Source organism: Nocardia sp. CA-120079, assembly GCF_050955745.1.
Taxonomy (GTDB): Bacteria; Actinomycetota; Actinomycetes; order Mycobacteriales; family Mycobacteriaceae; genus Nocardia.
This window is the reverse complement of sequence record NZ_CP192088.1, coordinates 8486285-8512123: the sequence shown is the minus strand read 5'-3', so window position 1 is coordinate 8512123 and position 25839 is coordinate 8486285. Positions and strand designations below refer to the sequence as shown.

General features: G+C 64.5%; 32 protein-coding genes. 23 read left to right on the top strand and 9 right to left on the bottom strand.

What is annotated here, in order from left to right; all coding sequences use genetic code 11:
- Positions 1-38: 38 nt before the first annotated feature.
- Entirely contained in the window at positions 39-1247 is a 1209-nt protein-coding gene (locus ACQPYR_RS38760; RefSeq protein WP_433624447.1) for an MFS transporter, read from the top strand.
- Here ACQPYR_RS38760 and ACQPYR_RS38755 read toward each other — a convergent pair.
- Positions 1244-1657, bottom strand: coding sequence for a nitroreductase family deazaflavin-dependent oxidoreductase (locus ACQPYR_RS38755; RefSeq protein WP_433624445.1), 414 nt, complete (start codon positions 1655-1657; stop codon positions 1244-1246). The genes ACQPYR_RS38760 and ACQPYR_RS38755 overlap by 4 nt on opposite strands.
- Positions 1658-1818: 161 nt before the next feature.
- Positions 1819-2415, bottom strand: a complete 597-nt coding sequence (locus tag ACQPYR_RS38750) for a TetR/AcrR family transcriptional regulator (protein WP_433624443.1) — start codon at positions 2413-2415, stop codon at positions 1819-1821.
- Between the two features lie 94 nt (positions 2416-2509).
- On the opposite strand from ACQPYR_RS38750, the gene ACQPYR_RS38745 reads away from it, so the two are divergent.
- The 8 genes from ACQPYR_RS38745 (at position 2510) to ACQPYR_RS38710 (ending at position 10203) form a co-directional block, all read left to right on the top strand.
- On the top strand, positions 2510-3715 hold the full coding sequence (locus ACQPYR_RS38745) for an alpha/beta hydrolase family protein (protein ID WP_433624441.1): 1206 nt from the start codon (positions 2510-2512) through the stop codon (positions 3713-3715).
- Between the two features lie 37 nt (positions 3716-3752).
- On the top strand, positions 3753-4301 hold the full coding sequence (locus ACQPYR_RS38740) for a TIGR03086 family metal-binding protein (protein WP_433624439.1): 549 nt from the start codon (positions 3753-3755) through the stop codon (positions 4299-4301).
- A 98-nt stretch (positions 4302-4399) separates the two neighbouring features.
- On the top strand, positions 4400-5053 hold the full coding sequence (locus ACQPYR_RS38735) for a TetR/AcrR family transcriptional regulator (RefSeq protein ID WP_397052882.1): 654 nt from the start codon (positions 4400-4402) through the stop codon (positions 5051-5053).
- Between the two features lie 300 nt (positions 5054-5353).
- The gene (locus ACQPYR_RS38730) at positions 5354-6559 is read left to right on the top strand and encodes a lipid-transfer protein (RefSeq protein ID WP_433624437.1); all 1206 of its coding nucleotides are present in this window, start codon (positions 5354-5356) and stop codon (positions 6557-6559) included.
- Between the two features lie 64 nt (positions 6560-6623).
- Positions 6624-7067 (top strand): type II toxin-antitoxin system Rv0910 family toxin, encoded by a 444-nt coding sequence (locus tag ACQPYR_RS38725; protein WP_433624435.1) that lies wholly within the window; start codon positions 6624-6626, stop codon positions 7065-7067.
- 23 nt (positions 7068-7090) lie between these two features.
- Positions 7091-7969 carry a MaoC/PaaZ C-terminal domain-containing protein gene (locus tag ACQPYR_RS38720; protein WP_433624433.1) on the top strand — a complete coding sequence of 293 codons (879 nt, stop codon included), beginning with the start codon at positions 7091-7093 and terminating at the stop codon, positions 7967-7969.
- A 74-nt stretch (positions 7970-8043) separates the two neighbouring features.
- A complete protein-coding gene (locus tag ACQPYR_RS38715; protein WP_433624431.1) occupies positions 8044-8925 on the top strand; it encodes an SDR family oxidoreductase in 882 nt (293 codons plus the stop codon).
- 15 nt (positions 8926-8940) lie between these two features.
- The gene (locus ACQPYR_RS38710; RefSeq protein WP_433624429.1) at positions 8941-10203 is read left to right on the top strand and encodes an acyl-CoA dehydrogenase family protein; all 1263 of its coding nucleotides are present in this window, start codon (positions 8941-8943) and stop codon (positions 10201-10203) included.
- 6 nt (positions 10204-10209) lie between these two features.
- Here ACQPYR_RS38710 and ACQPYR_RS38705 read toward each other — a convergent pair whose 3' ends face one another.
- A complete protein-coding gene (locus ACQPYR_RS38705; RefSeq protein WP_387293891.1) occupies positions 10210-11055 on the bottom strand; it encodes an alpha/beta fold hydrolase in 846 nt (281 codons plus the stop codon).
- Positions 11056-11125: 70 nt separating this feature from the next.
- On the opposite strand from ACQPYR_RS38705, the gene ACQPYR_RS38700 reads away from it, so the two are divergent.
- The 3 genes from ACQPYR_RS38700 to ACQPYR_RS38690 are packed head-to-tail and all read left to right on the top strand — an operon-like array spanning position 11126 to position 12964.
- Positions 11126-11941, top strand: a complete 816-nt coding sequence (locus ACQPYR_RS38700; RefSeq protein ID WP_433624427.1) for an exodeoxyribonuclease III — start codon at positions 11126-11128, stop codon at positions 11939-11941.
- Between the two features lie 52 nt (positions 11942-11993).
- Complete coding sequence (locus tag ACQPYR_RS38695; RefSeq protein WP_433624425.1) at positions 11994-12479, top strand: ribonuclease domain-containing protein; 486 nt, start codon at positions 11994-11996, stop codon at positions 12477-12479.
- Positions 12479-12964 carry a barstar family protein gene (locus tag ACQPYR_RS38690; protein ID WP_433624423.1) on the top strand — a complete coding sequence of 162 codons (486 nt, stop codon included), beginning with the start codon at positions 12479-12481 and terminating at the stop codon, positions 12962-12964. Before ACQPYR_RS38695 ends, ACQPYR_RS38690 begins: the two co-directional genes overlap by 1 nt.
- A 68-nt stretch (positions 12965-13032) precedes the next feature.
- Here ACQPYR_RS38690 and ACQPYR_RS38685 read toward each other — a convergent pair whose 3' ends face one another.
- Positions 13033-13974, bottom strand: a complete 942-nt coding sequence (locus ACQPYR_RS38685) for a TetR/AcrR family transcriptional regulator (protein WP_433624421.1) — start codon at positions 13972-13974, stop codon at positions 13033-13035.
- Positions 13975-14228: 254 nt separating this feature from the next.
- Here ACQPYR_RS38685 and ACQPYR_RS38680 point away from each other — a divergent pair, with 254 nt between their 5' ends.
- From ACQPYR_RS38680 to ACQPYR_RS38650, 7 genes are all read left to right on the top strand, one after another.
- Positions 14229-15161 carry an oxygenase MpaB family protein gene (locus tag ACQPYR_RS38680; protein WP_433624419.1) on the top strand — a complete coding sequence of 311 codons (933 nt, stop codon included), beginning with the start codon at positions 14229-14231 and terminating at the stop codon, positions 15159-15161.
- Between the two features lie 98 nt (positions 15162-15259).
- Positions 15260-16294 (top strand): tryptophan--tRNA ligase, encoded by a 1035-nt coding sequence (gene trpS / locus ACQPYR_RS38675; protein ID WP_063038920.1) that lies wholly within the window; start codon positions 15260-15262, stop codon positions 16292-16294.
- A gap of 68 nt (positions 16295-16362) precedes the next feature.
- Positions 16363-17382, top strand: a complete 1020-nt coding sequence (yhjD, locus tag ACQPYR_RS38670) for an inner membrane protein YhjD (RefSeq protein ID WP_433624417.1) — start codon at positions 16363-16365, stop codon at positions 17380-17382.
- Between the two features lie 392 nt (positions 17383-17774).
- Positions 17775-18020, top strand: coding sequence for a hypothetical protein (locus ACQPYR_RS38665; protein ID WP_433624415.1), 246 nt, complete (start codon positions 17775-17777; stop codon positions 18018-18020).
- Positions 18021-18110: 90 nt separating this feature from the next.
- Positions 18111-18410, top strand: a complete 300-nt coding sequence (locus tag ACQPYR_RS38660; RefSeq protein WP_433624413.1) for a hypothetical protein — start codon at positions 18111-18113, stop codon at positions 18408-18410.
- A gap of 92 nt (positions 18411-18502) precedes the next feature.
- Complete coding sequence (locus ACQPYR_RS38655) at positions 18503-19639, top strand: DUF6973 domain-containing protein (protein ID WP_433624411.1); 1137 nt, start codon at positions 18503-18505, stop codon at positions 19637-19639.
- A gap of 3 nt (positions 19640-19642) precedes the next feature.
- The gene (locus ACQPYR_RS38650) at positions 19643-20161 is read left to right on the top strand and encodes a hypothetical protein (protein ID WP_433624409.1); all 519 of its coding nucleotides are present in this window, start codon (positions 19643-19645) and stop codon (positions 20159-20161) included.
- 102 nt (positions 20162-20263) lie between these two features.
- Here ACQPYR_RS38650 and ACQPYR_RS38645 read toward each other — a convergent pair whose 3' ends face one another.
- From ACQPYR_RS38645 to ACQPYR_RS38630, 4 genes are all read right to left on the bottom strand, one after another.
- Positions 20264-20503 (bottom strand): DUF397 domain-containing protein, encoded by a 240-nt coding sequence (locus tag ACQPYR_RS38645; protein WP_433624407.1) that lies wholly within the window; start codon positions 20501-20503, stop codon positions 20264-20266.
- Positions 20500-20658, bottom strand: a complete 159-nt coding sequence (locus ACQPYR_RS38640; protein WP_433635359.1) for a DUF397 domain-containing protein — start codon at positions 20656-20658, stop codon at positions 20500-20502. The genes ACQPYR_RS38645 and ACQPYR_RS38640 overlap by 4 nt, the downstream gene beginning before the upstream one ends.
- A 78-nt stretch (positions 20659-20736) precedes the next feature.
- Positions 20737-20940: a DUF397 domain-containing protein gene (locus tag ACQPYR_RS38635; RefSeq protein WP_433624405.1), complete on the bottom strand. Its 204-nt coding sequence runs from the start codon at positions 20938-20940 to the stop codon at positions 20737-20739.
- Entirely contained in the window at positions 20937-21815 is an 879-nt protein-coding gene (locus ACQPYR_RS38630; RefSeq protein WP_433599591.1) for a helix-turn-helix domain-containing protein, read from the bottom strand. Before ACQPYR_RS38630 ends, ACQPYR_RS38635 begins: the two co-directional genes overlap by 4 nt.
- A gap of 344 nt (positions 21816-22159) precedes the next feature.
- On the opposite strand from ACQPYR_RS38630, the gene ACQPYR_RS38625 reads away from it, so the two are divergent.
- The 4 genes from ACQPYR_RS38625 to ACQPYR_RS38610 are packed head-to-tail and all read left to right on the top strand — an operon-like array spanning position 22160 to position 25216.
- Positions 22160-22534, top strand: coding sequence for a hypothetical protein (locus ACQPYR_RS38625; RefSeq protein ID WP_433624403.1), 375 nt, complete (start codon positions 22160-22162; stop codon positions 22532-22534).
- Complete coding sequence (locus ACQPYR_RS38620; RefSeq protein WP_433624401.1) at positions 22531-23166, top strand: DUF3558 domain-containing protein; 636 nt, start codon at positions 22531-22533, stop codon at positions 23164-23166. The genes ACQPYR_RS38625 and ACQPYR_RS38620 overlap by 4 nt, the downstream gene beginning before the upstream one ends.
- A 2-nt stretch (positions 23167-23168) precedes the next feature.
- Positions 23169-24509: a hypothetical protein gene (locus ACQPYR_RS38615; protein WP_433624399.1), complete on the top strand. Its 1341-nt coding sequence runs from the start codon at positions 23169-23171 to the stop codon at positions 24507-24509.
- Positions 24506-25216 (top strand): ESX secretion-associated protein EspG, encoded by a 711-nt coding sequence (locus tag ACQPYR_RS38610; RefSeq protein WP_433624397.1) that lies wholly within the window; start codon positions 24506-24508, stop codon positions 25214-25216. The genes ACQPYR_RS38615 and ACQPYR_RS38610 overlap by 4 nt, the downstream gene beginning before the upstream one ends.
- 188 nt (positions 25217-25404) lie before the next feature.
- Here ACQPYR_RS38610 and ACQPYR_RS38605 read toward each other — a convergent pair whose 3' ends face one another.
- Positions 25405-25677, bottom strand: coding sequence for a hypothetical protein (locus ACQPYR_RS38605; RefSeq protein ID WP_433624395.1), 273 nt, complete (start codon positions 25675-25677; stop codon positions 25405-25407).
- Positions 25678-25839 lie beyond the last annotated feature (162 nt).

Sequence of the window (25839 nt, the reverse complement as noted above, 5' to 3'; positions counted from 1 at the left end):
GGGAAGCGGAGGCGGTCGCCGGCCGGTTACATGAATACGTGACCAGTACCGTTGCGACGCAGACCCCAGCACCCGAGGCCGAGCGGACCGGCTGGCATATTCCGGCGATGCTCGCGCTGGCTCTCGGTGGATTCGGAATCGGCACAACCGAATTCGTCACCATGGGTTTACTGCCCGATATCGCGAGCGCCATGCGGGTATCCGAGCCGACGGCAGGTCATGCCGTATCGGCGTATGCGCTCGGTGTCGTCGTCGGCGCACCGCTGATCGCCGCACTCGCCGCGCGGGTGCCGCGCAAACGTCTGCTCGTCGCCCTGATGGTGGCGTTCACTATCGGCAATGCGGCGACGGTTATCGCGCCGACGTTCGAAACTCTGGTGATCGCGCGGTTCGTTTCCGGACTGCCGCACGGTGCGTACTTCGGTGTCGCCTCGCTGGCCGCTGCCACATTGGCACCGGTAGGACAGCGTGCCAAGGCGGTTGCCGCGGTTATGCTGGGTTTGAGCGCCGCCAATGTTGTCGGCGTTCCCAGTGCGACCTGGCTGGGCCAGCATCTCGGCTGGCGCGATGCCTTCGTGGTGGTGGCGGTGATCGGTATCGCCACCGTCGCGGCCCTGATCCGATTCGTTCCGCAGCTGCACGGCATCCGGATCACCAACCCGATGACCGAACTCGGCGCCCTGCGTCGCTCGCAGGTGCTGCTGACCCTGTTGGTCGGCGCGATCGGCTTCGGCGGCATGTTCGCCGTCTACACCTATATCACCACGACCCTGACCGATGTGGCCGGTCTGCGGCTCGGCCTGGTGCCGTTCGTGCTCATGCTCTTCGGACTCGGGATGGTCGCGGGCAATATCGTCGGCGGCATCCTGGCCGATCGCGGCGTCGACCGGGCAATCTACGTCGCGATGATCGCCATGGTCGTCATTCTGGCGGGATTCGTTGCCGCCGCGCACAATCCGTACACGGCGGCGATCGGCGCGTTCTTCATCGGCGCATCGGGTGCGGCGCTCGCGCCTGGTCTGCAGACCCGGCTGATGGATGTCGCCGCCGACGCCCAGACCCTCGCAGCGGCGCTCAATCACGCGGCCCTCAATATCGCCAATGCGGCGGGCGCGTGGTTGGGTGGACTCGTCATCGCGGCGGGTCTCGGCTACACCGCACCCGCGACCGTCGGGGCGGGGCTGGCGGTGCTCGGCGTTCTGCTGTTCACGGTGACCGTCTGGACCGGTCGTCGCTCAGCGGTTTAGGCGCTGGGTTCCAGCGCGACGACGGGAATCACCCGATCCGTCTTGGTCTCGTATTCGGCGAAGCCCGGCATGACCTCCACCATCGCCGCATAGAGCCGATCGCGTTCCGGGCCGCCGGTGATCGGGGTGGCTGTCGCCTCGATGGTCTCGGTGCCGATCTCCAGCGTGACCTTCGGATTCGCCCGCAGATTGTGATACCAGTCCGGGTTATCGGGTGCGCCCGCCTTGGACGCGATGATCACCAAACGATTGCCGTCGCGGATATAGGCCGCCGGATTCGTCCGCGGCAGTCCGGTTTTCGCGCCGGTCGTGGTGAGCAGCAGCAGATCCTTGCCCTCGAACGGGCCGCCGACCTTGCCCGCGTTCGCACGGAACTCCGCGATGATGTTCTGGTTCCAATCGTTGGCCATCTGCGCTCCTCGGATCGAAAAATCGGGTCGAGGTAATCGTCGCCGATGGGTGGCCTCGTCAGATCACCTTTTCGAGAATCCGCGCAGGTCGGCGAGCAGCGGCGGCATCGGAGACCGCCTCAGCCCGCGAGAGCCGCACGGCGGGAACGACTGGCTTTCGATCACTTTCGCTTATCGGCCGCCGCTGCCGTGTGTAATAGCCGGTCGACCAGCGTATCGACGTAATCGTCGGTGAGCGGGCCGATGCCGAACAGGGTGCGGGTGTAGAGCGGGGCCAGGATGATGTCGACCACCTCGAGTACGTCGGGTGCCTGTTCGCCGCGTGCGGTTGCTCGATCCAGCATGGCCTGCACCTGGTCCGCTCGTTCGGTGAGGAAGCGATCGCGCGTCTGTTCGCCCGCCGCGCCGGTGTCGAGCAGTGCGAGGATCGTGCGCAGCAACGCCAGACCGTCGGGCCCGCTGACATCGCGCGCCGCCTTGGCGGCATAGGCGCGCAGATCGCTCTCGAGCGATCCGGTATTCGGAATCGCCGATTCGGTGCCGAGCCGATCGACGGTCACCTCCATGGCCAGCGCCTCGAGATTGCCCCAGCGCCGGTAGATGCTGGTATCGGCGACGCCGGCGCGCGTCGCGACATCGGCGACGGTGAAGTTGCCGTAGCCGCGTTCGGCGACCAGTTCGGTGACCGCCTGATGTACCGCCGCGCGCACTCGGGCGCTGCGGCCTCCGGGACGGCGGGCGCGGGCTTGTTCATCCATGACCTCACCTTAACGCAGTAGAGACTTGCGTTTGTGTGCAAGCACCCGTTATCGTTGTTCTTAACGCTGCTGCGAACTGCGTTTAGGAGCTGACATGGAACCGATCTTCTTTCCCGACAACCCCTCGTTCTGGTACGAGACCCTGCGCACCTTCGGTCACATCGCTTATGGCGGAGCCGATTTCGGTGAGGTCGCGGTCACCGCCCAGCGGATCGTCCCCGGCGATTACGACAGCTGGTACGACGAGTGGCTGGCGATGGCCGATCGGGTGGCGGCTGCGGCGCGGACGGCGCATCGGGTGAGCGCCCGCGACGGCTACCTGCGCGCATCGAACTACTACCGCGCCGCGGAATTCTTCCTGCACGGCAATGCCGCCGACCCGCGCATCCGGCACGCCTACGACGCCTCGGTCGAATGCTTCCGCGCCGCAATCGAACTCATGGACCAGGTGATCGAGCCGGTGCTGATTCCGTACGAGGACACCGCCCTGCCCGGCTACTTCTATCGAGCCGACGATTCGGGTGAGCCGCGTCCAACGGTGGTGATGCACAACGGATTCGACGGCACCGTCGAGGAAATGCACTTCTTCGGCGCGGTCGCGGCCGTCGAGCGCGGCTACCACGTGCTCAGCTTCGATGGTCCCGGTCAGCCGGGCACCAGGCACCATCAGGGACTGCCCTTCCGGCCGGACTGGGAGAACGTGGTCGGACCTGTGCTCGACTATGTCGTCGCCCGAACGGAGGTGGATGCCGACCGGATCGCGCTGTTCGGGGTCAGCATGGGCGGTGTTCTCGCGCCGCGTGCCGCCGCCTTCGACCAGCGGGTCGCCGCGCTGATCGCCGTCGACGGCATCTACGACCTCGGCGATATCTCCACCGCGGGTCTGCCGGGCGAGCGTGCGGAACTCGAGCGTCGGCTGCGCGCCGCCGCCGATCCTGAGCTCGATGCCGCGATCGAGGCTGCGATGGCGGCGAATCCCGTTGCGCACTGGGCGATTTCGCACGGCATGTATGCCATGGATGTGAGCACGCCGCGAGCCTTCGCTGCCAGCTACCTCGACTACCACGTCCGTGACGGCATCGCCGAGAAGATCACCTGCCCGACATTGGTGTGCGCGGGTGCCGAGGACGGTTTCTTCAAGGGCCAGCCCGAACGCCTCTTCGCGCATCTGACCTGCCCGAAGACACTGCTCGAGTTCACCGTCGAAGAGGGGGCCGATGCCCACTGCCAGTCCGGCGCACAGCGTCTCGCACTCGCTCGCATCTACGACTGGCTCGACGACACCTTCGACCAAGCGTGACCCTTCCCAGCTGATCGAGACTTTCCCGGAGATCGACATGATCAACCGCATCGACCGCGCCATCGATATGACCGGCGGGATCGTCAAAGGTATTGCCGCAGAACAGATGAGCGCACCGACGCCGTGCCGCGAATGGGATCTGCGTGAGTTGCTCAATCACCTGGTAGGGGGCATGAATATCTTTGCCGCCCAACTACAGGGCCTGACCCCGGTTCGCGATCACCACGACGACTGGCTCGGCACCGACCCGCGGGGCGCCTACGCCGATGCGGCCGTGCTCGACCGCGCGGCCTGGCATCGCCCCGACGCACTCGAGCAGACGGTGCGTCTCGGCTTCGGCGAGGTGCCCGGGCCGATGGCGGCGGTGATCCACCTGACCGAACTCGTTGTGCACGGTGTCGATCTAGCGGTCGCCACCGAACAGCAGGGCCTGGTCGACGAGCAGCTGTGCGCGGAGATGCTGGCGATAATGCGAGAGATGGGCCTCGAAAAATTCCGCGTACCAGGGATGTTCGGGCCCGAGGTCGAGGTGCCCGCCGACGCCCCCGCACACCGTGGGCTGCTCGCCTACGTCGGCCGAGCCTGATCCGCGCTGGCCCGCCGCGTTGCTGCGGCGGGCCGTGCACGCGAGCCACGCACCCGCAGATGAACATGCAGATCTGTATGTAAGTGTAGAATCGCCGAATGACCAGGTCCGAAGCGCCCAAGCAGCAGCGCCGCACACAAGAGCAGCGCAGTAGTGAGATGCGTACGCGGCTGCTCGATGCCACCATCGACTGCCTGGTCGAATACGGGTATGCGGGGACGACCACGCCGCGGGTCGCCGAGCGGGCGGGGGTGACCCGCGGGGCCCAGGTGCACCACTTCGGGTCCAAAACCGATCTGGTGGTCGCGGCGATCAGCCATCTGGCGCAGCTGCGCGCGGAGACCGCGATGCGCGAGATGTCCAGGGTCCAGGGTGGTGGCGATCCCGTCGGGGCGGCGCTGGACTTTCTCTGGGAGCTACATCAGGGGCCACTGTTCATCGCCACCGCCGAGCTGTGGGTGGCGGGCCGGACCGATCCGGTGCTCGCCTCGGCCATGGAGAAGGTCGAGCCGTTCGTCAACAATGCCGTGCTGATGGCGGTCGCCCGATTCGTCCCGGATGAGATGCGGCGCAAGGAAGCCCGCGATTTCGTCTACACCGCGATGGACGCACTGCGCGGAATCCTGGTCTCCAATTTCATCGATCCGGATTCCGAACGGGCGCACCGGCGTTGGCGGCGGGCCTCGGTGCATCTGCGGGAGATCGCCACCGCCGCGCTGGTTGCGCGACCGCTGCTGCGCCCCGCTGAATAGCTGACGGCATAGGGCTTTTCGGCCCGCCGCCTGCCGACGTCTCAGTGGTGCGCGCGCCGGGCAATGCCCCCGCGCGTCGACTTGCCCCTTGGCGGATGGCGCAATGTTCGCTACGTGCGGCATGTTGCTCCTGAGCGCGCTGAGCTGGGAGTTCTCTCCTTTGTCGGGTTGGATCACCGCGAATGCTTGCCTGGCTTACATACAGATCTGTATGTTTGTTTCTGTTCGATCCGGTCGGGATCGGCCACTGCGGGCCGCCGACTTGGGCCGCACCGGGTCAGGTACTACGTGAGGAGTTCGATGGCGAACAAGGTCTACGTCGTTGGCGTCGGCATGACGAAGTTCGAGAAGCCGGGCCGCCGTAAGAACGAAGACGGCAGCGCTTGGGACTACCCGGACATGGCGCGGGAATCGGGTACGAAGGCACTCGCCGATGCCGGGATCGACTATCGCGAAGTCGAGCAGGCCTACGTCGGTTATGTCTACGGCGAGTCCACCTCCGGACAGCGCGCGGTCTACGAACTGGGTATGACCGGCATTCCGGTGGTCAATGTCAATAACAACTGTTCGACCGGATCCACCGCGCTTTTCCTTGCGGCACAGGCGATTCGGGGCGGCCTCGCCGATTGCGCGCTGGCGCTGGGCTTCGAGAAGATGCAGCCGGGCTCGCTCGGTTCCACCTGGGACGATCGCGAACAGCCGATGGCCAAGCATGTCATGGCGCTCGCGGAGATCTCCGAGGTGCTTTTCCCGGTGGCGCCGTGGATGTTCGGCGCGGCGGGGCGCGAGCATATGAAGCAGTACGGCACCACCGCGGAGCATTTCGCGAAGATCGGCTACAAGAACCACAAGCATTCGGTGAACAACCCGTATTCGCAGTTCCAGGACGCGTATTCGCTAGATGACATCCTGGCCTCGCGGATGATCTACGACCCGCTCACCAAGCTGCAGTGTTCGCCGACCTCGGACGGTTCGGGCGCGGTCGTGCTGGCCAGCGAGGAATTCGTGAACTCGCACGACCTCGCCGCCCAGGCGGTGGAGATCGTCGGTCAGGCGATGACCACTGACTTCGCCTCCACCTTCGACAACACCGCCAAGAACCTCATCGGCTACGACATGAATGTCCAAGCCGCGCGGAAGGTTTACGAGCAGGCCGGGCTCGGCGCGGAGGATTTCCAGGTCATCGAGCTGCACGACTGCTTCTCCGCCAACGAACTGCTGCTCTACGAGGCCCTCGGACTCTGCGACGAGGGTGAGGCCGGAAAGCTCATCGACGACAACCAGACCACCTATGGCGGCAAGTGGGTGGTGAATCCCTCCGGTGGACTGATCTCCAAGGGGCATCCCTTGGGCGCAACAGGTTTGGCGCAGTGCTCCGAACTCACCTGGCAGCTGCGCGGAACCGCCGAAAAGCGTCAGGTCGACAACGTCACCGCCGCACTGCAGCACAACATCGGGCTTGGCGGCGCCGCCGTGGTGACGGCCTACCAGCGTGCCGATCGCTGAGCGTCGATCCGATCCCGCGCTGACCTTCCAACTGCCACAACAACACTCGACGAGGAGTCGAACCATGGGCCACATCGAAGCCACCAAGGACGTCAATGCCACCCCCGAGGCCCTGTGGGCCGTCGTCTCCGACCCGCAGACCTGGGACAAATGGTTCACCATCCACGAGCGCTTCATCGAGGAGCCGCCCACCGTGCTGACCCCCGGCGCGAAGCTGGTCGCGAAGATCGTGATGCTCGGCATGGCCAACAAGCTGGAGTGGTCGGTCGTGGCTGTCGCACAGCCGAACAAGCTGACCCTCGGCGGCACCGGAATGGCCGGTGTGAAGACGGAATTCACCTTCGATATCCAGCCCAACGACGGCGGCGGCTCCACCGTATCGGTGACTGGTGACTTCGAGGGCGCGCTGATCAAGGGCGCGTTGGGCAAGGCGGTCGAAAAGGACGGTCTCGCGCAACTCGACAAATCGCTGGAGCAGCTCGACGCGCTCGCCGTCGCGGCGGCCTGATTCCGCCACCCAAGGAGAGTGCGATGACAGCGGAGACCACTGCGGCCCGGCCGGTGGAGTTCGACGACGCCGGTCTGGAAATCTGGTGTGACGAAGAGCGTTTCGAGGTCACCGGGGAGCGGCTCGCCGAGTACGCGGCGGCCACCAACGACCCGATCGAGGCACATCTGACGGGCGCGGTCGCCGCGCCGATCTTCGGCATCGTCCCGGTTTTCGAGGCCATGATGATGCCGGTGATCGACGTGGTGCCGATGGATATCTTCGGCCGGGTCGTGCACGGAGAGCAGGACTTCCATTTCCACCGCGCGATCCAGCCGGGGGACAAGCTGGTCTCGCGGGCCAAGGCCATCGGCTACACCAGTCGTGCCAATGGCACCACCATCACCATCCTCATCGAATGCCGGACCGAGGAAGGGGATTTGGTCAACGAGCAGTACCTGACCGCCTTCTTCCGCAATATCGACGCGGGCAAGTCGGAGGGGCTGGCGGCCCCGGCGCACAAGTTCGACGAGAACCTGCGGGCACAGGATCCGGTCGCGGTCGTGGCGCAGCATGTCGATCTCGATCAGACCTACCGCTATTCGCCCGCTTCCGGTGACCCGGTGCCGCTGCATCTGGACGAGCAGGTAGCCAAGGACGCCGGTCTGCCCGGCATCGTCGCGCACGGTCTGTGCACCATGGCCTTCGCCTCGTGGGCCGTGCTGACCGAGGTGGCGGGCTCGGATGTCAACCGGCTGAAGCGATTTGCCGTTCGATTCGCCAAGATGGTCTTTCCCGGTGACGACCTGGAGACCCGGATCTGGAAGGTCGGCTCGGCCGACGGCGTCACCACCTTCGCCTTCGAAACGGTCCGTGGTGAGGACGTCGTACTGAGCGACGGCCTCGCGGAGATCGCCGATTAGCCACATGTCCCGGCGAGCGCCGCGACATTCATTTCGCCACGGTATGCCGGGGCAGAGGACAGGAGTCGACGCACATGGGTGCACTGGAAGGAAAAGTCGCCGTTATCACCGGCGCGGGCCGTGGTATCGGCCGCGAGCACGCGCTGCTGTTCGCTCGCGAGGGCGCCAACATCGTCGTCAATGACCTGGGCGGCAGCAACTCCGGCGAGGGGACCGATGTCGGTCCCGCGCAGGAGGTCGCCGATGAGATCGTCGCGGCCGGCGGCAAGGCCGTCGCGAACACCGAGAACATCGCGAGCTGGGACGGTGCGAAGAAGCTCGTCGATCAGGCGGTGTTGGAGTTCGGCGGCCTGGATATCGTGATCAACAACGCGGGCATTCTGCGCGACGCCTTCCTCGCGGGCATGGACGAGGCGCAGTGGGACGCGGTCGTCGCCGTACACCTGAAGGGCCACGCGGCCGTGCTGCATCACGCCGCGGCGTTCTGGAAGGACCAGAGCAAGGCGGGCAACCAGCCCAATGCGGCGGTCGTCAACACCGCATCGGCATCGGGTGTCACGGTGCCCAATGCCGGTCAGGGCAACTACGGCGCCGCCAAGGCGGGGATCGCGGCGCTGACACTGGTCGCGGCCGACGAGCTGGCGCGCTACGGCGTGCGGGTCAATGCCATCGCGCCGATCGCGCGTACCCGCCTCACGCTGGCCACTCCAGGCATGGGCGAGATGATGGCCGCCGAGGCCGAGGCGGCCGAGGAAGAGGGCGGTTTCGATGCCTTCAGTCCGGCCAATATCTCCCCGTTGGTCGCATACTTGGCTTCCGATAAGTGCGCGATCACCGGCAAGGTGTTCGCGGTACAGGGCGGTGCCATCTCCGAACTCGCCGGTTGGCACGACGTGAAGACGATCGAGGCCGAGGGTCCCTGGCTCATCGACGACATCGCCGCTCGGCTTCCATGAGTTAGGAGAACAAAGATGTTCGAATGGTCCGAAACCGATGTGATGATCCGCGACGCCGTGCGGACGTTCATCGACAAGGAGATCCGTCCGCACCTCGACGCACTCGACAGCGGCGAGATGACGCCGTACCCGATCATCCGGAAGCTGTTCAGCGAGTTCGGAATCGACGCGATGGGCGGCGAGGCGATCCAGAAGATGCTCGCCGAGCAGAAGGCTCGTGCGGCGGCCGTCGCGGCCGGGGAGCCGAAGCCGGAGAAGAAGGAAAAGGCTTCCGGCGGTGGCCCGTTCAGTGGCCAGGAGTCGCTGATGGCCGTGCTGATCGCCGAATTGTCGGGGGTCTGTATGGGTTTGGTGACCGCGATGGGCGTGTCCATCGGCCTCGGCGCGACCACCATCATGTCGCGGGGCACCCTGGCCCAGCGGGAGCGCTGGCTCGCCGACATCGTGACCATGAAAAAGGTTGCGGCATGGGCGATTACCGAGCCGGACTCGGGTTCGGACGCGTTCGGCGGTATGAAGACCTACGTCAGGCGCGACGGCGAGGACTATATCCTCAACGGCCAGAAGACTTTCATCACCAATGGCCCCTACGCCGATGTGATGGTCGTCTACGCGAAGCTCGACGAGGGCGACGGCGGCGATAAGCGCGAGCGCAAGGTGCTCACCTTCGTCCTGGACAGCGGGATGGAGGGTCTCACCCAGGGCAAGCCGTTCAAGAAGATGGGCCTGCACGCCTCGCCGACCGGCGAACTGTTCTTCGGCAATGTGCGCCTGGGGCGCGATCGGCTGCTCGGCGAGACCGAGGAGCACAAGGGCGGCGATGGCCGGGAAAGTGCTCGTTCCAGCTTCACCGCCGAACGTATCGGTGTCGGTTTCATGGCGCTCGGCATCATCAACGAATGTCACCGGCTGTGCCTGGACTACGCCAAGAGCCGCAAGCTGTGGGGCCAGGAGATCGGCCGGTTCCAGCTGGTGCAGCTCAAGCTGGCCAAGATGGAGATCGCCCGGATCAATGTGCAGAACATGGTCTTCAACACTCTCGAGCGCGGCAAGGCGGGCAAGCCGCCGACCCTCGCCGAGGCCTCGGCCATGAAGCTCTACGCCTCCGAGGCCGCCACCGAGGTGGCCATGGACGCGGTCCAGCTCTTCGGCGGCAACGGTTACATGACCGAGTACCGGGTGGAACAACTCGCCCGTGACGCGAAGTCCCTGATGATCTACGCGGGCAGCAATGAAATCCAGGTCACCCACATAGCCAAGGGCCTGCTCGCCCAGTAGTGCCGGTCAGACCGCGCGCAAGTGTGTGCGGCTGGCGTAGATGTGTTCGGCTATCAGGGTCGCGATGCGGTCCGGAGCTTCGAGCATGGGGACGTGCCCGACACCGTTGACGAGGATGCGGTCGGCGGAGTCGGGCAGTTCCTGCAGGAAGCGGCGGGCGTACACGCGGTTGGGGATGATCCGGTCGTATTCGGCCATCAGCAGGCGCACCGGGGTCGGGAGGTTGGACAGGTCTTCCAGCGCGGGAGCGCGCACGGTGCCCAGGATCAACGGAATCATGGCATCGCAGTGCAGTGCGGCGGTGATCACGGCGGCGATATCGCGGCGCGCGACCGCGGCGGCGTTCTTGCTGAGCAGCAGGAGTGCGAAGCGTTGCGCGATCGGGTTGTTGATCGCGAATCCGCCGAGCCGCTTACCCACCTCGACGATCGGCACCAATGACAGGAATTTCGCGCCGACGCGGAACTGGATGAGCGAGGGCGACTGCCAACCGCCCGCCGGTGCGATCGCGGTCAGGGTGCGGGCCCGGCCGCGCCGGGCCAGTTCGAAGCCGACCCAGGCGCCGAGCGAATTGCCCGCGATATGGCAGGTACGCCAGCCGAGTTCGTCGAGTTGATCCTCGATCCGGTCGGCGAGGGCATGGACATCAGTGGACCAGCCGTCGATCGGTTCGCCACCCCAGTGGCCCGCGAAGGCGGGGGCGAACACCTCGCAATGCGCGGAAAGTCGCAGCGCAACCTGTTCCCAACAGTGCGGTGAAAGCATGAATCCGTGCAGCAGTAGGACCGGATCACCGGATCCGATATGCAGCGCTTTGATCGGGGCGGGGGAGTTGGTGGTGCCTGACTTCATCGTCAATCACCCCTTCCTGGACTTCGATGTCCCGGGGGAGTTCTTCTGACCAGCATTGTACGGTCGTCAGGTGCCTTACATCATCTCGTCGATCAATGTGAACGGGGTCCGGGCGGCGACGGGCAAGACGGGCAAGGGGATGCTCGAGTGGCTGGCGGTCACCGAAGCCGACATCATCTGCCTGCAGGAGACTCGGGCAACCGATGAGCAGACCCGCGCCGCGCTCGCGCCCGCACTGGAGGCGGGCTGGTATCTGACGCATGCCGAGCCGGGTGCGAAGGGGCGGGCCGGGGTCGGCATTCTGTCCCGTCGCGAACCCCGGGCCGTGCGCATCGGGCTGGGGCGCTGGCACGACGGAACCTGGCATCCCAGCGCCGAATTCGCCGGTACCGGACGCTATGTCGAGGCCGAATTCGATGAATTGACCGTGGCCAGCGTGTATGTGCACACCGGTGAGGCGGATACGCCGATGCAGGACGAGAAGTACCGCTTCCTCGATGAGATCGGCGCTCATATGCGGGCGCAGACCAGCGATTTCGTGATCTGTGGCGACTGGAATGTCGCGCACACCGAACTCGATATCAAGAACTGGAAGGGCAACCTGAAGAACTCCGGGTTCCTGCCGCAGGAGCGGGCCTGGATCGATGGCATGCTCGCCGCCGGATATGTGGACGTGGTGCGCAACCTGCATCCCGGTGTCGCGGGCCCGTACAGCTGGTGGTCATACCGCGGCCGCGCCTACGACAACGACGCGGGCTGGCGCATCGACTACCACCTGGCCCGCGGCGAGGTGGCAGGCCGGGCGAAGCAGGCCGTGGTCGAACGCGCCGCCACCTATGCCGAGCGTTGGTCCGACCACGCGCCGGTCACGGTGCAATACCGATAAAGTTCCCGATAAAGATGATTCGCGACATGGCAGTGCTGGAGATCGGGATCGCATGAATATTTCCTCGAAGCGGGTGCGCGCCTTCGCCGCGCTCGGTGTGACCCTGCTGGCCCTGGTGATCGCACTGCTCGCCGCGCGTGGCGGCGGGGACAGCAAGCCGACCGCGGCCTCGGTCACCTCCACAACTCGCAGCGCGAGCTTGGCGGTTCCGGCGCGCGGCCCGGATGTGACCACCACATCCACCGTTCGAGCCCCCGGCGTACCGGACCGCGCCTACGCGACTCTTGTCGAGATCGACGCGGGCCGCTGGCCGGATTCGGCAAACGCGTCCGGCACCAAGGGCGGTGAGCGCTGGATGAACCGCGGGGGCACCCTGCCCGCCAAGGATTCGGCGGGCAAAGCCATCACCTACCAGGAATGGGATGTGAACCCGAAGCAGCCCAACCGTTCCCGCGACGCCGAACGCATCGTCACCGGCAGCGACGGCTCCGCCTGGTACACCGGTGACCACTACGAAACCTTCACGAGGATGCGCTGATGACAGTTCCGTTATCGCAGTTCCTTGCCCGTCCCGAGGCCCGGCGGCCCACCGACGCGCCGCCTTCGGCGCCGACCGCCGTGGTCGGTGCCCTCCCCGTGGACGCCCCGACACTGAGCGGCGTGCGCTACGACGCACCCGTCGACTACGCGGTGCGCGAACTGCGCGGGGTCAAAATGCGTACCACCGCACGCGTTTTCGACGAATTCGCGGCCGCGTTCCAATTTCCGTACTACTTCGGCGCGAACAAGGACGCCTTCGACGAATGCCTGCGCGATCTCGATGATTTCGTCGGCCCCGCCGCCGGATATGTTGCCGTGATCCGCGATTCGGCCGATCTGCTGATCGATGAACTGGAAGAACGCACGTGGTTCACCGAAGCCATGCGCGAGGCCGCCGACTACTGGTCCACAAAGGGCCTGGCCTTCCGTGTCGTACTCCAAGGCGAACCAACCGACCCAGACATCGTCCGCCTGAGCCCGTAACGCCGAGGACAGTCGAATGGTGGCTGTCAGGCTCTCGAGGAACAACCATTCGGTGTGATGCCGGTGGCTCAGGTGAGGCGGCGGGCGAGGTCCTCGCCGAGGAGGACGAACACATCGGTGGTGTGGTCGATCAGTTCGTCGCGGGTGAGCGGGAGGTCGTCGTGCAGCCAGGCGGTGAGGGTTTGGACCAGGCCGCCGACCAGGTAGGTGGCGCGAAAGTCGATGGTGGGCTCTGGGTTCGGGTCGGTGATGCGGTAGAAGTCGATGCCCTCGGCGGCGACGATGCGGGCGAAAACCCGCACCGTCTGATTCGTGCGGGCGCGCAGCTCCGGCGTCGCCATGCCCGCGACCAGCGCGACACGCGCCTTGCGCGGATCGTCGGTGAGCAGATGAATGCCCGCCGAGATAGCGGCATGCGCCTTGGCGCGAGTGTCGGAAGGTGCGGTTTGCAGCGCACCGATGATCGTCCCGGCCAGTTCCTCCGCGATCCGATCGATGAGCGCGGCGAGCACCGCATCGCGGCTGTCGAAGCTTTCGTAGTAGTAGCGCTCGTTCAGTCCGGCCTGCGCGCATAACCCGGAGACGGTGAGCTTGGTGATGCCCTGGGTGCCGATGATCTCCAGCGCGGCATCGAGCAGCGCCGCGCGTCGCTGGGCGCGGCGCTCGTCGGCGGAGACGCCGCCGTAGGTCCGTTTCCCCGGTCCGCTTGTCGTCCGGCCGCCACCTTCCGTGGAGTCGCTAGGCGATGCTTGCCTACTAGCTCTGCGATCGCTGCTGCTCGCCGAGTCGCCTGGCGAATCTGGCCTACTCGTCCTCCGGCCACCACCCGCTGTGGAGTCGCTGGGCGGTGTTGGCCCACTCGCCCTGCGATCGCTGCTGCTCGCCGAGTCGCTGGGCGATGCCGACTTACTTGTGGTCCGGTCACCAACGCCCGTCGAATCGCTACGCGATGCCGGTCCGCCCGTCGCTCGACCACCACCCCGCACGGAACCGCTTCGCGATGCAGTCATATCGCGATTCTGGCACGGGTGTGGTTGCGGCCGACCGGATCGCGGTCCAGTTCGGTTGCGGCCGACCGGATCGCGGTCCAGTTCGGTCGCGGCCGGATCCGGGCCGGACACAATCTGGTGGAGGCTATTGCCAGATTCTGGATTCTGGGAGATTCTATTGCCAGATGCTGTGGATCCCGGCGCGCCGGGATGACGGGTGATCCGGATCGCCGAAGCCCGATGCGTCCGACGATGCGCTCAACGAGGAGGCAGCGATGTCCAAGCCCGGCTACTTCGCCGATAATTCGATGGCTCGACGGGTCATGAGCAAGCGCGCGGTGGGTCTCACCTATGGCCAGCGCGCCCTGGTGATCGGCGCGGTCAATCCGCTGCTGTACGTCGGGACCGCCGAGAACACCGAGCATCGGATGACCCCGTACTCGCGACTCGCGTTGACCGGCAAGCTCTTCGAGGCCGTCTTCCTCGGCAGCAAGGACGAGGCGGATCGCGCGCTCGCCTTCACCGCCAAGAAGCACGCGAAGGTCGTCGGCGCACTGCCCGAGGAGGCGGGACCGCACCATCCGGCGGGCACCGGTTACTCCGCGTTCGACCCGCACCTGATGTACCTGACCATGGCCTTCGCCTTCGACTCGGCCGAGGTGATGCACGATCTGCTGGTCCGCCCGCTGACCGGCGGCGAACGCGAGGGCCTGTACCAGGACTACGTCCGCTGGGGCGAGCTGTTCGGCATGCCGCGCGAGGCAGCGCCCGGCAGTTACCCGCTGTTCCGCAAATCCTTCGACGACTACCTTGCCTCGGACGAGCTGTTCCTCACCGACGAGGCCCGGCTGGTCGGTTCGTATCTGGCCGGTCAGCGCGTGCCCTATCCGCAGCGCGGGCCGATGCGTCAGGTCGTCGACGCGTTCTACCTGCTGGTGCAGGGCAGTCTGCCGCCGCGCATCCGCGATATGTACGGGATGCGCTGGGGGCTGCCCGAACAAATCGCGTTCCGCGCGCTCGCCCAAGGCGTGCGCACCGCGCATATCGCACCGCCGCTGGTTCCGCCGGTGCTGCGCGCGACGCTGGCCGGTCCGAGCGCGCCGGTCTACAAGCTGTTGTCCAAGCGGGAACGCGAACTGCACAGCACCGGCCGCCCGAGCATGCCCGGTGTCGACCCACGCAACTGGGCGGCGCGAAATTCCGCGTGACCGCGGCGTGAGCGACGGGCCCGGAGGCGGTAGCGCAGCGTAACCACGGAGGGACCCGCGAACGCCGCCGATCGAACACCGCATGCGAAGATCGGGACATGTCCAGTCCTGCTCAGACGAACCCGGCCGCTGAACGCAAACAGCGGGTGCTGTCCGGGATCCAGCCCACCAGCGCGTCCTTCCATCTCGGCAACTACCTTGGCGCGCTGCAGTACTGGGTGACCATGCAGGACGACTACGATGCCCTCTACTTCATCCCGGATATGCACGCGATCACCGTGTCGCAGGATCCGAAGGAACTGCGCAGGCGCACCAAGGCGGCGGCCGCGCAGTTGCTCGCGCTCGGCATCGACCCCAAGCGCTCCACGCTCTTCGTGCAGAGCCAGGTGCCCGAGCATGCCGAGCTGACCTGGGTGCTCAGCTGCATCACCGGATTCGGCGAGGCCAGCCGGATGACCCAGTTCAAGGACAAGTCGGTCAAACAGGGCGCGGAGAACGCCAGCGTCGGACTGTTCACCTATCCGGTGCTGATGGCCGCGGACATTCTGCTCTACCGTGCGCATCAGGTGCCGGTCGGCGAGGATCAGCGCCAGCATCTGGAGCTGACCCGAAATCTGGCCCAGCGCTTCAATACTCGCTTCAAGAAGACGTTCGTAGTGCCGGAGGCGCATATCGTCAAGGGCACCGCGAAGATCTACGACCTGCAGGATCCGACGTCGAAGATGAGCAAGTCGGCCTCCACCGACGCCGGTCTGATCAACCTGCTCGATGATCCGAAGATCACCGCCAAGAAGATTCGCTCCGCGGTCACCGATACCGAGCGCGAAATCCGCTACGACCCGGAAAACAAGGCGGGGGTCAGCAATCTGCTGGTGATCCTGAGTTCGCTGAGTGGCACCCCGATCGTCACGCTGGAACGCGACTATGCCGGTAAGGGTTACGGCGATCTGAAGTCCGACGTCGCCGACGCGCTGGTCGAATTTGTCACCCCGCTGCGGGCGAAGGTGGAAGAGTATTTGGCAGATCAGGGCGAACTCGACCGCATCCTCGACGCAGGTGCCGAGCGGGCGCGGGAGATTGCCGGCAACACTCTGGCGCAGGTTTACGACCGGGTGGGGTTTTTGGCTCGCTAACCGGGGAATACCGCTAGCGACCGCTTGTCGACCATCACCGCGCGGTCTCTGTTTAAGGGGCGTGACAGATGCAGGTGATCGACAACATCAAGGCGGCGCTCGAACGGCGGATCCAGTCGCGGCCATGGCTGGCTCACCTCATCCGCGCGGGCGGAAACTATCAGCGGCAACGCGGTGATTACTACGCGGCCGGGATCACGTACTTCACTGTGCTGTCGCTGTTTCCGATGTTGATGGTCGCCTTCGCGATCGCTGGCTCGGTGCTGTCGGGCGACCCGGAAATGCTCACCGAACTGCGGAACAAGATCATCGAGAACATTCCGGGATCACTCGGCGGCCAGCTCAATGATCTGATCGATCAGGCGGTCCGATCGCGCGGCACGGTCGGCACGCTCGGTCTGCTCGTCGGTGTCTACACCGGACTCGGCTGGATGGCGAATCTGCGCGCGGCACTGACCGAACAGTGGGAGCAGAAGACCCCGGAAGGCAATTGGTTCCTCAGCAAGCTCTCCGACCTCGGTGCATTGATCGGGCTAGCCCTGGCCTTCGTGGTCTCGATCGGTCTGTCCACCCTGGCCTCGAGCACCCTCGGCGCGCGGCTGCTGATCACTTTCCGCCTGTCGGAGTTGCCCGGTGCGCGGCTGATCCTGGTGCTCATTTCGATACTGCTCGGTTTCCTCGCCTCGTGGGCAGTGTTCGTCTGGATGATCGCGCGCCTGCCCCGCGAGCCGGTCACCTTGCGAAGTGCCGCCCGAGCGGCGGCGATTGCCGCAGTGATCTTCGAGCTCTTCAAATACGTCGCGTCGTTCTACCTGCAGACGGTGCTGCACAGCCCCGCCGGCGCGGTATTCGGATCGATCATCGGTCTGATGGTGTTCAGCTACACCACCTATCGCATCATCCTGTTCGCAACCGCCTGGGCCGCAACAGCATCGGAGAACGAGATCGAAGCCGAAATCCCCCCACCCGCCCCCGCCGTGATCAAGCCCCGTATGAGTGCGCCTGGCGTCTCGATGGGCACCGGCGCCGCTGCCTTTGGTGCGGGTGCGCTTGCGGCGCTGGTGCTTTCAGGGTTGCGTCGTCGCTGAGCACGGTTGCCGACACCGGAGTGGTGTGAGTCGCCGACTGCTGTATGGGCGCCTTAGGGGCGTGAGTTGCTGACTGAGCCGCGGGCCAGCTGTCGGTGTCTCCACCCATGCTGAGTCAATCGAGCGGACGCATTCCGGGAACCTCGCGTCAGGACCGCGCAGCCTTCCGCCACGCCCGCCGCCAACCACCTTACTTCAGCGCGTTCGGTCCGCCAGCTGGACAGCTCCCGAGACGAACCAGACGACGCAGGCCGACCCAGTCCCAACGGGTTTGCCGCTGTGAACTTGTGGCCGATAGAGTTCCGCTGTACGTCGTAGAAGATCCGTGTGTCGATCGGGCTTGGGGAGTAATGGACGAGTACACCGAGCGTCGGGCAGCTCATCTCAAACGATTGAACGCCGCGGTCTCCGAAGTGCGCGGGAACTCGCGATCGGCGGACGGTGGCGTGTACGTCGAAGCCGATGCGCGCGGCACGATCACGGCTCTGTACATCGAGCCGTATGCGCTGGAAGCGGGTGCTCGGCGGCTCGAACTGCTGATCGCGGATCAGCACCGGATCGCGTATGGAAATGCTCAGGCTGAGGCCGAACGTATCTATACAGAGCTCAGCCAGGATGCGCCGACGCGGCGAAGTTAGCGGCAGCGGTCCGCGAGAACATTCTGTAGATGAGCCAGACGTACGCGACATGCGAGGCGCGGCAAGTGGAATCGAAGGTTTGGTGATCCCGTGTTCGAGGTCGACCCGGTGAGGATGCGTAAGTTGGCGGCTGATGTGCGGGTCCACTCGGACACCGTTGCTGGTAAGGCGCCGGTCGCGAAAGACAGTCGCGATGACGCGCGGAACAAGCTGTCGGGTTCTTCTACAGGGGTTCGCATCCAGGAGACCCTCGAAGCGCTGGACCGCGTCGTGGACTTTCATGTCGGCCGGATGCGAGAGCTCGCCGCCGTGGTCGAGCAACAGGCCACAGCCTTCGAGCAGCAGGACCAAGCCAATGCAACCCCCCTGTGGCAGGCAGGTGAGCGATGAGCGGATTTCACGAGGATCATCCCCTCACTGTTCCTTAGGTACTGGAATGGAATCTCGGTCCCGCCCGGGATGTGGCATCGATTGTGAAGCGCGTGTCGGGTGAAATCGATTCGGAAATGGCTGACGCGGGCCGCAAGATCGAGCAGTCGTACGAATATTTCGAGGGCAAATCGGGCGATAGCGTGCGTGAGCGCGGTGATCAGGACAAGAAGGATGGTTTCAGGACCGTTGACGTCTATGAGGAGATGTCAACGTCGATCAACGGCATCTGTGACACCATCGCAGGGAAGGTCGGAGAGATCCGAGGGTGGCTAAAAGAGGTCGAGGATTCGGACTGGGATCTGTTCTGCGAACCAGACGGCGAAGTGCTTTCGCACCAGTCGAATTGGGAGACGATGAAGGAGCATTGGTGGTCTCCCGCAACCGCTGTCGCCAACAAGGAGTTAGAGGAGTTCCGGCTGACTCAAGCAATCCGTCAGGCGCTGACTCGAATTCAGGAGGCCGATCTCACCGGGTCGGAAAATCTTGGGCGGCTGCTGGAGAAGTTGGCCGATTCAGTAAAGCAAGGCGTGTCTGGTACTCCGTCCGATCCGAACCTGGCAAAGATCCTCACTGATTACCAGACCGAAACGTCGAGTTCCAAACCGGTGATCTGGCCGTCGGATGGCGCACTGCTTGACATCATCCGGATGGCGATCCCGGATTTCAAGGCCACTCTGATGACCGAGGAGGAGTCCAGGGCTCTCGACAACCTCTACTCCAAGAAGGGAATCCCTGGTCTGAAGGACTTCTTCGATATCACCTCGCTCGCGGAGGACGAAGCCAAGAAACGGTATCCGACCTCTTACCTGGACGGGCACGGTGACGCATTCCGGCACACGTACTGGAATGCGTTGATGACGCAGAAGTTCGGCGAAGATTGGACCCAGACCTACACCACGAGCCATGAAAAGATCGGCGGGAACCCACCGCATCGCGAGGCTATGGATCTCTACAACAACGAACAGGGCCGAAAGATCGGCGCGGCGAACTCGAATGCAACTCCGGAAGAACTGGCGCAGAAGGTCACTGAACACATCAACAGCGGGCAAGCGATTGTCCTTGGCAGCCCCCTCGACCCGGCGACCGGCATACGGAGTCGGCCGACAATTACCTGGAGCAACACCGTGAGCGAGAGCGATACCGGGCAGCCTGCCGGAGTTGAGATTCCGTTGCCAGGGAAGAAGTGATCAATGACTAAACTGAAGTGCGTACTGCTGGTCTCCGTTGCCGTGTCAGCGCTGAGCGCCTGCACCTCCTCCGTTGATCGAGCGGACGATCAAACCTGCACTGGCACATTCGATTTCAATTCTCCCCAAGCCGAGCCGCTTGGATCGAACCGCCGTTTCGATGCCGCGCTGCGCGAGGTGGCAAAGGGAGCGAACGGAGCCACGCTGATCGAAATAACCCGTGCGGCCGGTTGGGCTGATGGCTGGGAGCGGTTGGTGGAGGTGCGTGCATCCACTACACAGGCCGACCTCAACAAGAACGCGAACACGCCAGGTCAGTGTTGGAAGCATCTCCCCACAATGGGTTACCGGGAAGGGCCGGAGCAGGGCTACTACCTGTTCGTCGACAAAGGCAAGCCGGTACAGGTCGTCTCATGGAGCGGCGATCGGAAGCCACTCGAAGTACGCGAACGCGGGGCACTCACCGCCGAATCGGTGCTCGTGCCTCGTCCAGGGCACGACAGACTGGAGCCGGCACCATAGCAGTCCATGCTGGTGAGGTTATTCGGCTGCGCCACCTGGTCGGATTCCGCTGCAACTTGTAGCGAAGCGCCATATCCGTCGAACAGTAAGCAGGACAACGCCTCAGCGCAGACGATTTGCTCGCCACGAGACTGGCAGACTGTCAGCGGTTGGACTCTCCGCGGGTTGTTGCGGCGGTGAAGGCTGACCATTCGGTTGGGTGAACACGAGTGTGGGGCCGGATGGGTTTTTCGAATCGCGAACGCCGACATGGTTGTTCGGGAGGAAGGCGAGTTCGACGCAGTTCGAGCTGGCACCGCTGCGGCTGCTCTTGAACCTGTTCGCGTTCGAGAGATTCGTCATCGGTGCCGCTCTGCGATCAGTGGTCGAACTCGCCGCGAGTGTCGCAGCGGTGAAGGCTGACCATTCGGCTGGGGTGGATACACGAGTGCGGGGCCAGTTGGGTTCTTCGAATCGCGAACGCCGACAGGGGTGTTCGGGAGGAAGGCGGCTTCGATGCGGTTCGAGTGGGCACCGCTGTGACTGCTCTTGAACCACTTCGTGTTCGAGTGGTTCGCTATGCGGTGCCCCTGGGATCAGCGGTCGAAGTTGCCGCGGGTTGTCGCGGTGGTGAAGGCTGACCATTCGGCTGGGGTGAATACGAGTGCGGGGCCGGATGGGTTCTTCGAATCGCGGACGCCGACAAGGGTGTTCGATAGGAACGCGACCTCAACGCAGTTTTCGGCTCCGCCGCTGTGCCTACTCTTGAACCAGTCGGCACCGGCCAAATCGCTGTTCACGCATACTCCTTCGCCATCTGCCTGAGCAGAGCCCGGCTGGCAGCGGCGTCCATCGCGCTTCGCCGAAGACTCTCGTACGTATGATCGTATCGCTGAACCGTGGTTGATTTTGCAAGATACAAGCCACCCGTGAAGTTTTCGGTGTAGACCACGGGCGGCTCGATCGGCTGTCCATCTCTATCAGTGCCGAACTCCAGGATGACGAACGGACCAACCGCGGCTCCAACGGGGAACCCAGCGTTGAACGGAAGGATCTGCAAATTCACGTTGGGACGGGTGCTCATGTCGGCGAGATGCTTCATCTGGGTCGCCATGACATTCGACCCGCCAACGATTCCCCGTAGGACCGACTCTCGAAGGATTACGTCGAGCGATGCCGGAAGGTACTTGCGGGTGATTCTGGCTTGCCTTCGCATTCGCAACCTCACCCTGCGTGCGTGCTCTTCGGCATCGTCGTCAGGGTAGACCGAACGGATGAGCACGCTTGCGTACGCTGGCGTCTGCAATAACCCTGGTACGAGTTCGGGCTCGTAGGTCGTCAGGCGTTGTGCCGATGCCTCGAGACCGACATAGAAGTCGAAGTTCTTCGGCAGCAGGTCGGCGTACTCATACCACCAGCCCAGCTCGTTACCTTGTACCGCAAGCGCTTTCATTGCTGCCGTGTGGTCGGCATCGAACTCGTAGATCGTGCACAGCGCGTCGATATCGATCTCGCGCAGTTCGGCCACCTGCCCCTTCTCCATGCGGTGGAGCGTGCTGCCACTGCGCTGAATCAGCCTGGCCGCCTCGTGGAGCGAAAGTCCGCGTTCCTGCCTCCCATTGCGCAGATACTTCCCCAACTGACGCCGTGCCAGGGTCGATCCATCCTCCGACATGCCTGCCTCCCTTCAGGTTTCACTGTTCGCAACAGGAGATCACGCCGCGACTCAGCTGGTGGCAACACTGCGGAATTCCATGCGATCAGGACATAACCCCAGGACAAGTTGCATTTGGTGACGTATTCACGGGTCCAGATCAGCATCGGCGCATCCGATGCGTGGGGCTACACCCCTCTGTAGGGGGCACACGGCTGGAGGAACGCTCGGGTAGAACTCTTCGGGAGCGGTCCGAACCCGCAGGATCGAAGCCAATCGAGACTGTCTTTGCGTCCCAATGCAACCGATTGACCGTTTCACGCGTCCAGTACAGTGATCGGACGGGCACTGAGGGAGGGCAGTCGATGGAAGTGGGTGAGTCGGCCGCAAATGCGCTGTATCAGCAAGCCACTGGGGGAACATTTCGGATGGAGGCCGACGCCGCGCGGCGGTGCGCCGAGGTCTACACCAGGTTTGTTGAGACGACGCTCGATCCAGAGATAAATCGTTCGATTCGTTTGCAGCGGCTCGAAGGCTTCGGTGGGTTCGAGTCGGCCAAGCAGCTTCAAGACGGGTTTTCGCGCAAGGCTGTGCAGATGACGGATGCTCTCAACGGGATGAAAGAGGCCGCATTGAAGATGGCGGCGGCTTACCTGCGTGCTGGTCAGCTAGTAGAGGAAGCCGACGCCGTGTATGCGCGATCGGTCAGTACCGCTACCTCGGAGGTGCAGTCTTCATGAGGGGAACCCGCAAAACTTGGCTGGCACTATTTGCGATAACGATCGCACCAGTCGCGGTGAGCTGTTCGTCCGGCAGCGACGCCACACAGCACCCGGCCGATTCAGGTCAAACCACGTCGACCGCGACACAATCAGTGCGGCCGACATTGACCAACCCAAAGTTTCAACCGCCGTCGCAGGATAACCAGTACACAGCCGGCACGGGACGCCCCAAGGTCGTCTTCGACCCGTGTACATGGATCAGCGATGACACAGCTCGACGAGCTGGATTCGATCCCGCATCCCGGGCACGTGGCGACGACCTCGTGGCCGAGTACAGCTTCCTCACCTGCGACTTTCGCTCAACTTTGCGAAATCTGCAATTGAACTCAGGAAACGCGACTTGGGCGGAAGACCTCGCGAAGGTCGGCACATACAGCGAGCCGATCACTGTGAACGGACGCCAAGCCCTGTTGGTCCACGACCCCGCCACGTCCATGAAGCGGAGTTGCCAGGTTGATGTCCAGACCAAGGCGGGTTTCGTGCAGATAGCAGTCGATCTCACCGACCGCGCCCCCCGAGACCTCAACCCCTGCGATGGCATCACCGACATCGCCTCCACCATCGAGCCGGAGATCGGCAAGGACAACTAACCATGACCGGCCCTCTCGATATCAACAATGTTCCCTCAGCCCTCGGTGCATTCGATTCGAGCCGCAAGCCCGACACCGCCGAGCCGAGCACGCTTGCGCGCGGTCAGCAGCAGGGTGTGCAGCAGTACGAGGCGAAACTCTCTGCCGACGGCCAGGATTCGGCGTACATCACCCGGATGGAACAGTTCGAGGGCATCACGCATGAGGAGATCTACACCCACGCACAGGAGATGATGCCGGGCGTCATGCATCATCAGGCCGATACCTGGATCAGCATCGCCACCGCGCTGAGCGGTGGGCTGTTCGGCGCGAATCTCGCGATTCAGAAGGCGTTGTCCTCGGGCATCGAGGGAGCCATGGCCGATGCGGCTCTCGCTGCGGCGCAGACGTTCTATCGGCAGGCCAGTGATGTCGAGCAGGTGATCAATGCCTGCGGACACCGGATAAAGGGCGTGGCGTCAGCCGCCGAAGTGGTGAAGATGACGGTGCCGCCACCGTCCGCGGCGCAGGGGAGCAGGGGTTCGGCGACCTCGCTCGACCCCGCGCAGGTCATTATTTCCGCGGTCGGCGCGGGCCTGGTCGGGGACGGTGACAGCCAGGAGGTCGCCTATCAGCGCGGCATCGAGGCGTTGCATCGCACGGCGATCGACACCATGAACAATAACTACAAACCGTCCTACGGTCCCGCCGGGTCAGGAGTTCCGACATTCGTGCCGGTCACGTCGCCGGGCGGCGGGGGCAACGAGGGCGTTAGCGGGCCGGGCGGCAGTAGCGGGGGCAGCAATGGCGGCACCACCGGATCCGGCACCGGAAACACCGGCGGTAACAGCGGTGAGTCGAACGGATCGGGGACATCGGGGACCGATCAGGGCACGGTGAACCCTGCGGGTCTCGACTCGAATTCCACTGCCGGACAACAGGCGCAGTCCCCGACGACAGCCGCGAGCACCACGGCCACCTCGCCCGCCGCAACAACCACCACTCCGACGACCTCGGGACATGCGGGCGGCCTCGGCACATCCGGACCGGGCGGCACATCCGGACCCGGCAGCACCACACCGAGTCCAGGACGCAGTGTCGCCGGTGTGCCGACGACCGGAAACGCCAGCGCGGCAACGATTTCCACCGCCACGACCAGCGCGGCCAGCATTGGCCGGAACGGTATGTCGGGCATGGGGTCGCCCGGCGCGGGACGCAAATCAGGGGAGGACGAGTCGAACCGCAAGGTTCCCGACTACCTGATCGGCCAGTACGAAGAACTGGTCGGCGCGGACGATCCGGCGGTTCCCCCGTCGATCGGGGCCGACGCGCCCTCGGCCCACCCGAGCGGTGAGCGCGGGTGAAGTTCGAGTTCACGCCCGATGAGTTCATGCACATCTGGCGCGAGACGCGGTCGGATCGCTACCCCTTTCCCTTGCGCCTGATCGCCTCGGTTCGCTGGGAGGACGAATTCGACCAGCTCACCCGCGAATTGGACCGTCGCATGCCGCTGCACGCCAACCCGGACCTCTCGGCCGCCTTGCGGGTGGCGGCAGATCCGCGAATCGCATTGACACTCACCGGAACTCGGCGACGCCCGCTGCGCGCGTTCGGCGCGATCGACGCCGATATCGGCGTCACCCTGGTGCAACGGCCGGGCCCCACCCCCGAGTTCGGCGGCAATGTAGTGCTCGAGGTCGGCACCGCCGCGATCGTGCCCGCCGTATTTACAGCGGTGCTCGGCGACGTGCCGCCCGGACGGCATCCGGCCGTGGCCGAGGATACCCAACGCCTGGTCGACAATCTCGAGTCCTGGACCGGCCTCGAAGAAACAGCGTCCGACCGTATCTACCGCCTGCTACGCGCCCCGCGTTCCGGTTCCGGAACCGTGGAAATCCTTCGCGGCCTACGCGATTCCCATCCGGCCCCACCCGAATACCTGAACTGGTTCGACATCGACGGCGACGGCCGCTACCACTGCCGCCACCAATACAACGAATTCCACATCACCCCCTGCGACCAGCCCACAATCCGCCGCGAAATCACCCGCCTGGCACAACCCATCCCCTGATCCGCCGCTCGAGTACCGAGGGGCGCTGCCAAATCACTGGATGTTGAAACTGGGCGGCCAATCGACGGAGAAGAGCCGCGCATTGTCAGGACAGCCTGGCAGGAGCCCACGACTCGAGCGAAGCGGCGGAAAGGTCGTTACACGATGTCGGACGCGACCGTCCCCGGCGGGGCCGAGACAGTCGATTGTTATGGCGTGCCAGGCTCTTTGTCGAGCGAAGGACGATAGCGCGGATCTTGTTCTATCGCCGCACGGAAGCGGGGATGAGCTTGGACGAAGGCGAACCTCTCGTCATATATGGGGCGGTACGTCACCCGCTGGGCACTCTTCTTGAACAGGTGCAGGACCACCATCAGCCCCAGCGGAATCGAACCCGGAAACAGTGCGAGTACCAGTGGGATGAGCAAGGGTTCGACATTCGCCACGCTTACTATCACCACAGCGACGAGATTGGCGGCCATCAACCACAGCAGCGAGCGAGCGGCCCAGCGGTACCGCCGTGCAGTGCGGACGCATCGGTCACAGACGGGCCACTCGCCGACGAGGATCGTCGAAACAGGCGCGACCGGTACCACGCCTCCGGTGAACAAGTTCTTGCCGAGGTCTCGTTCTCTGACTGTGCG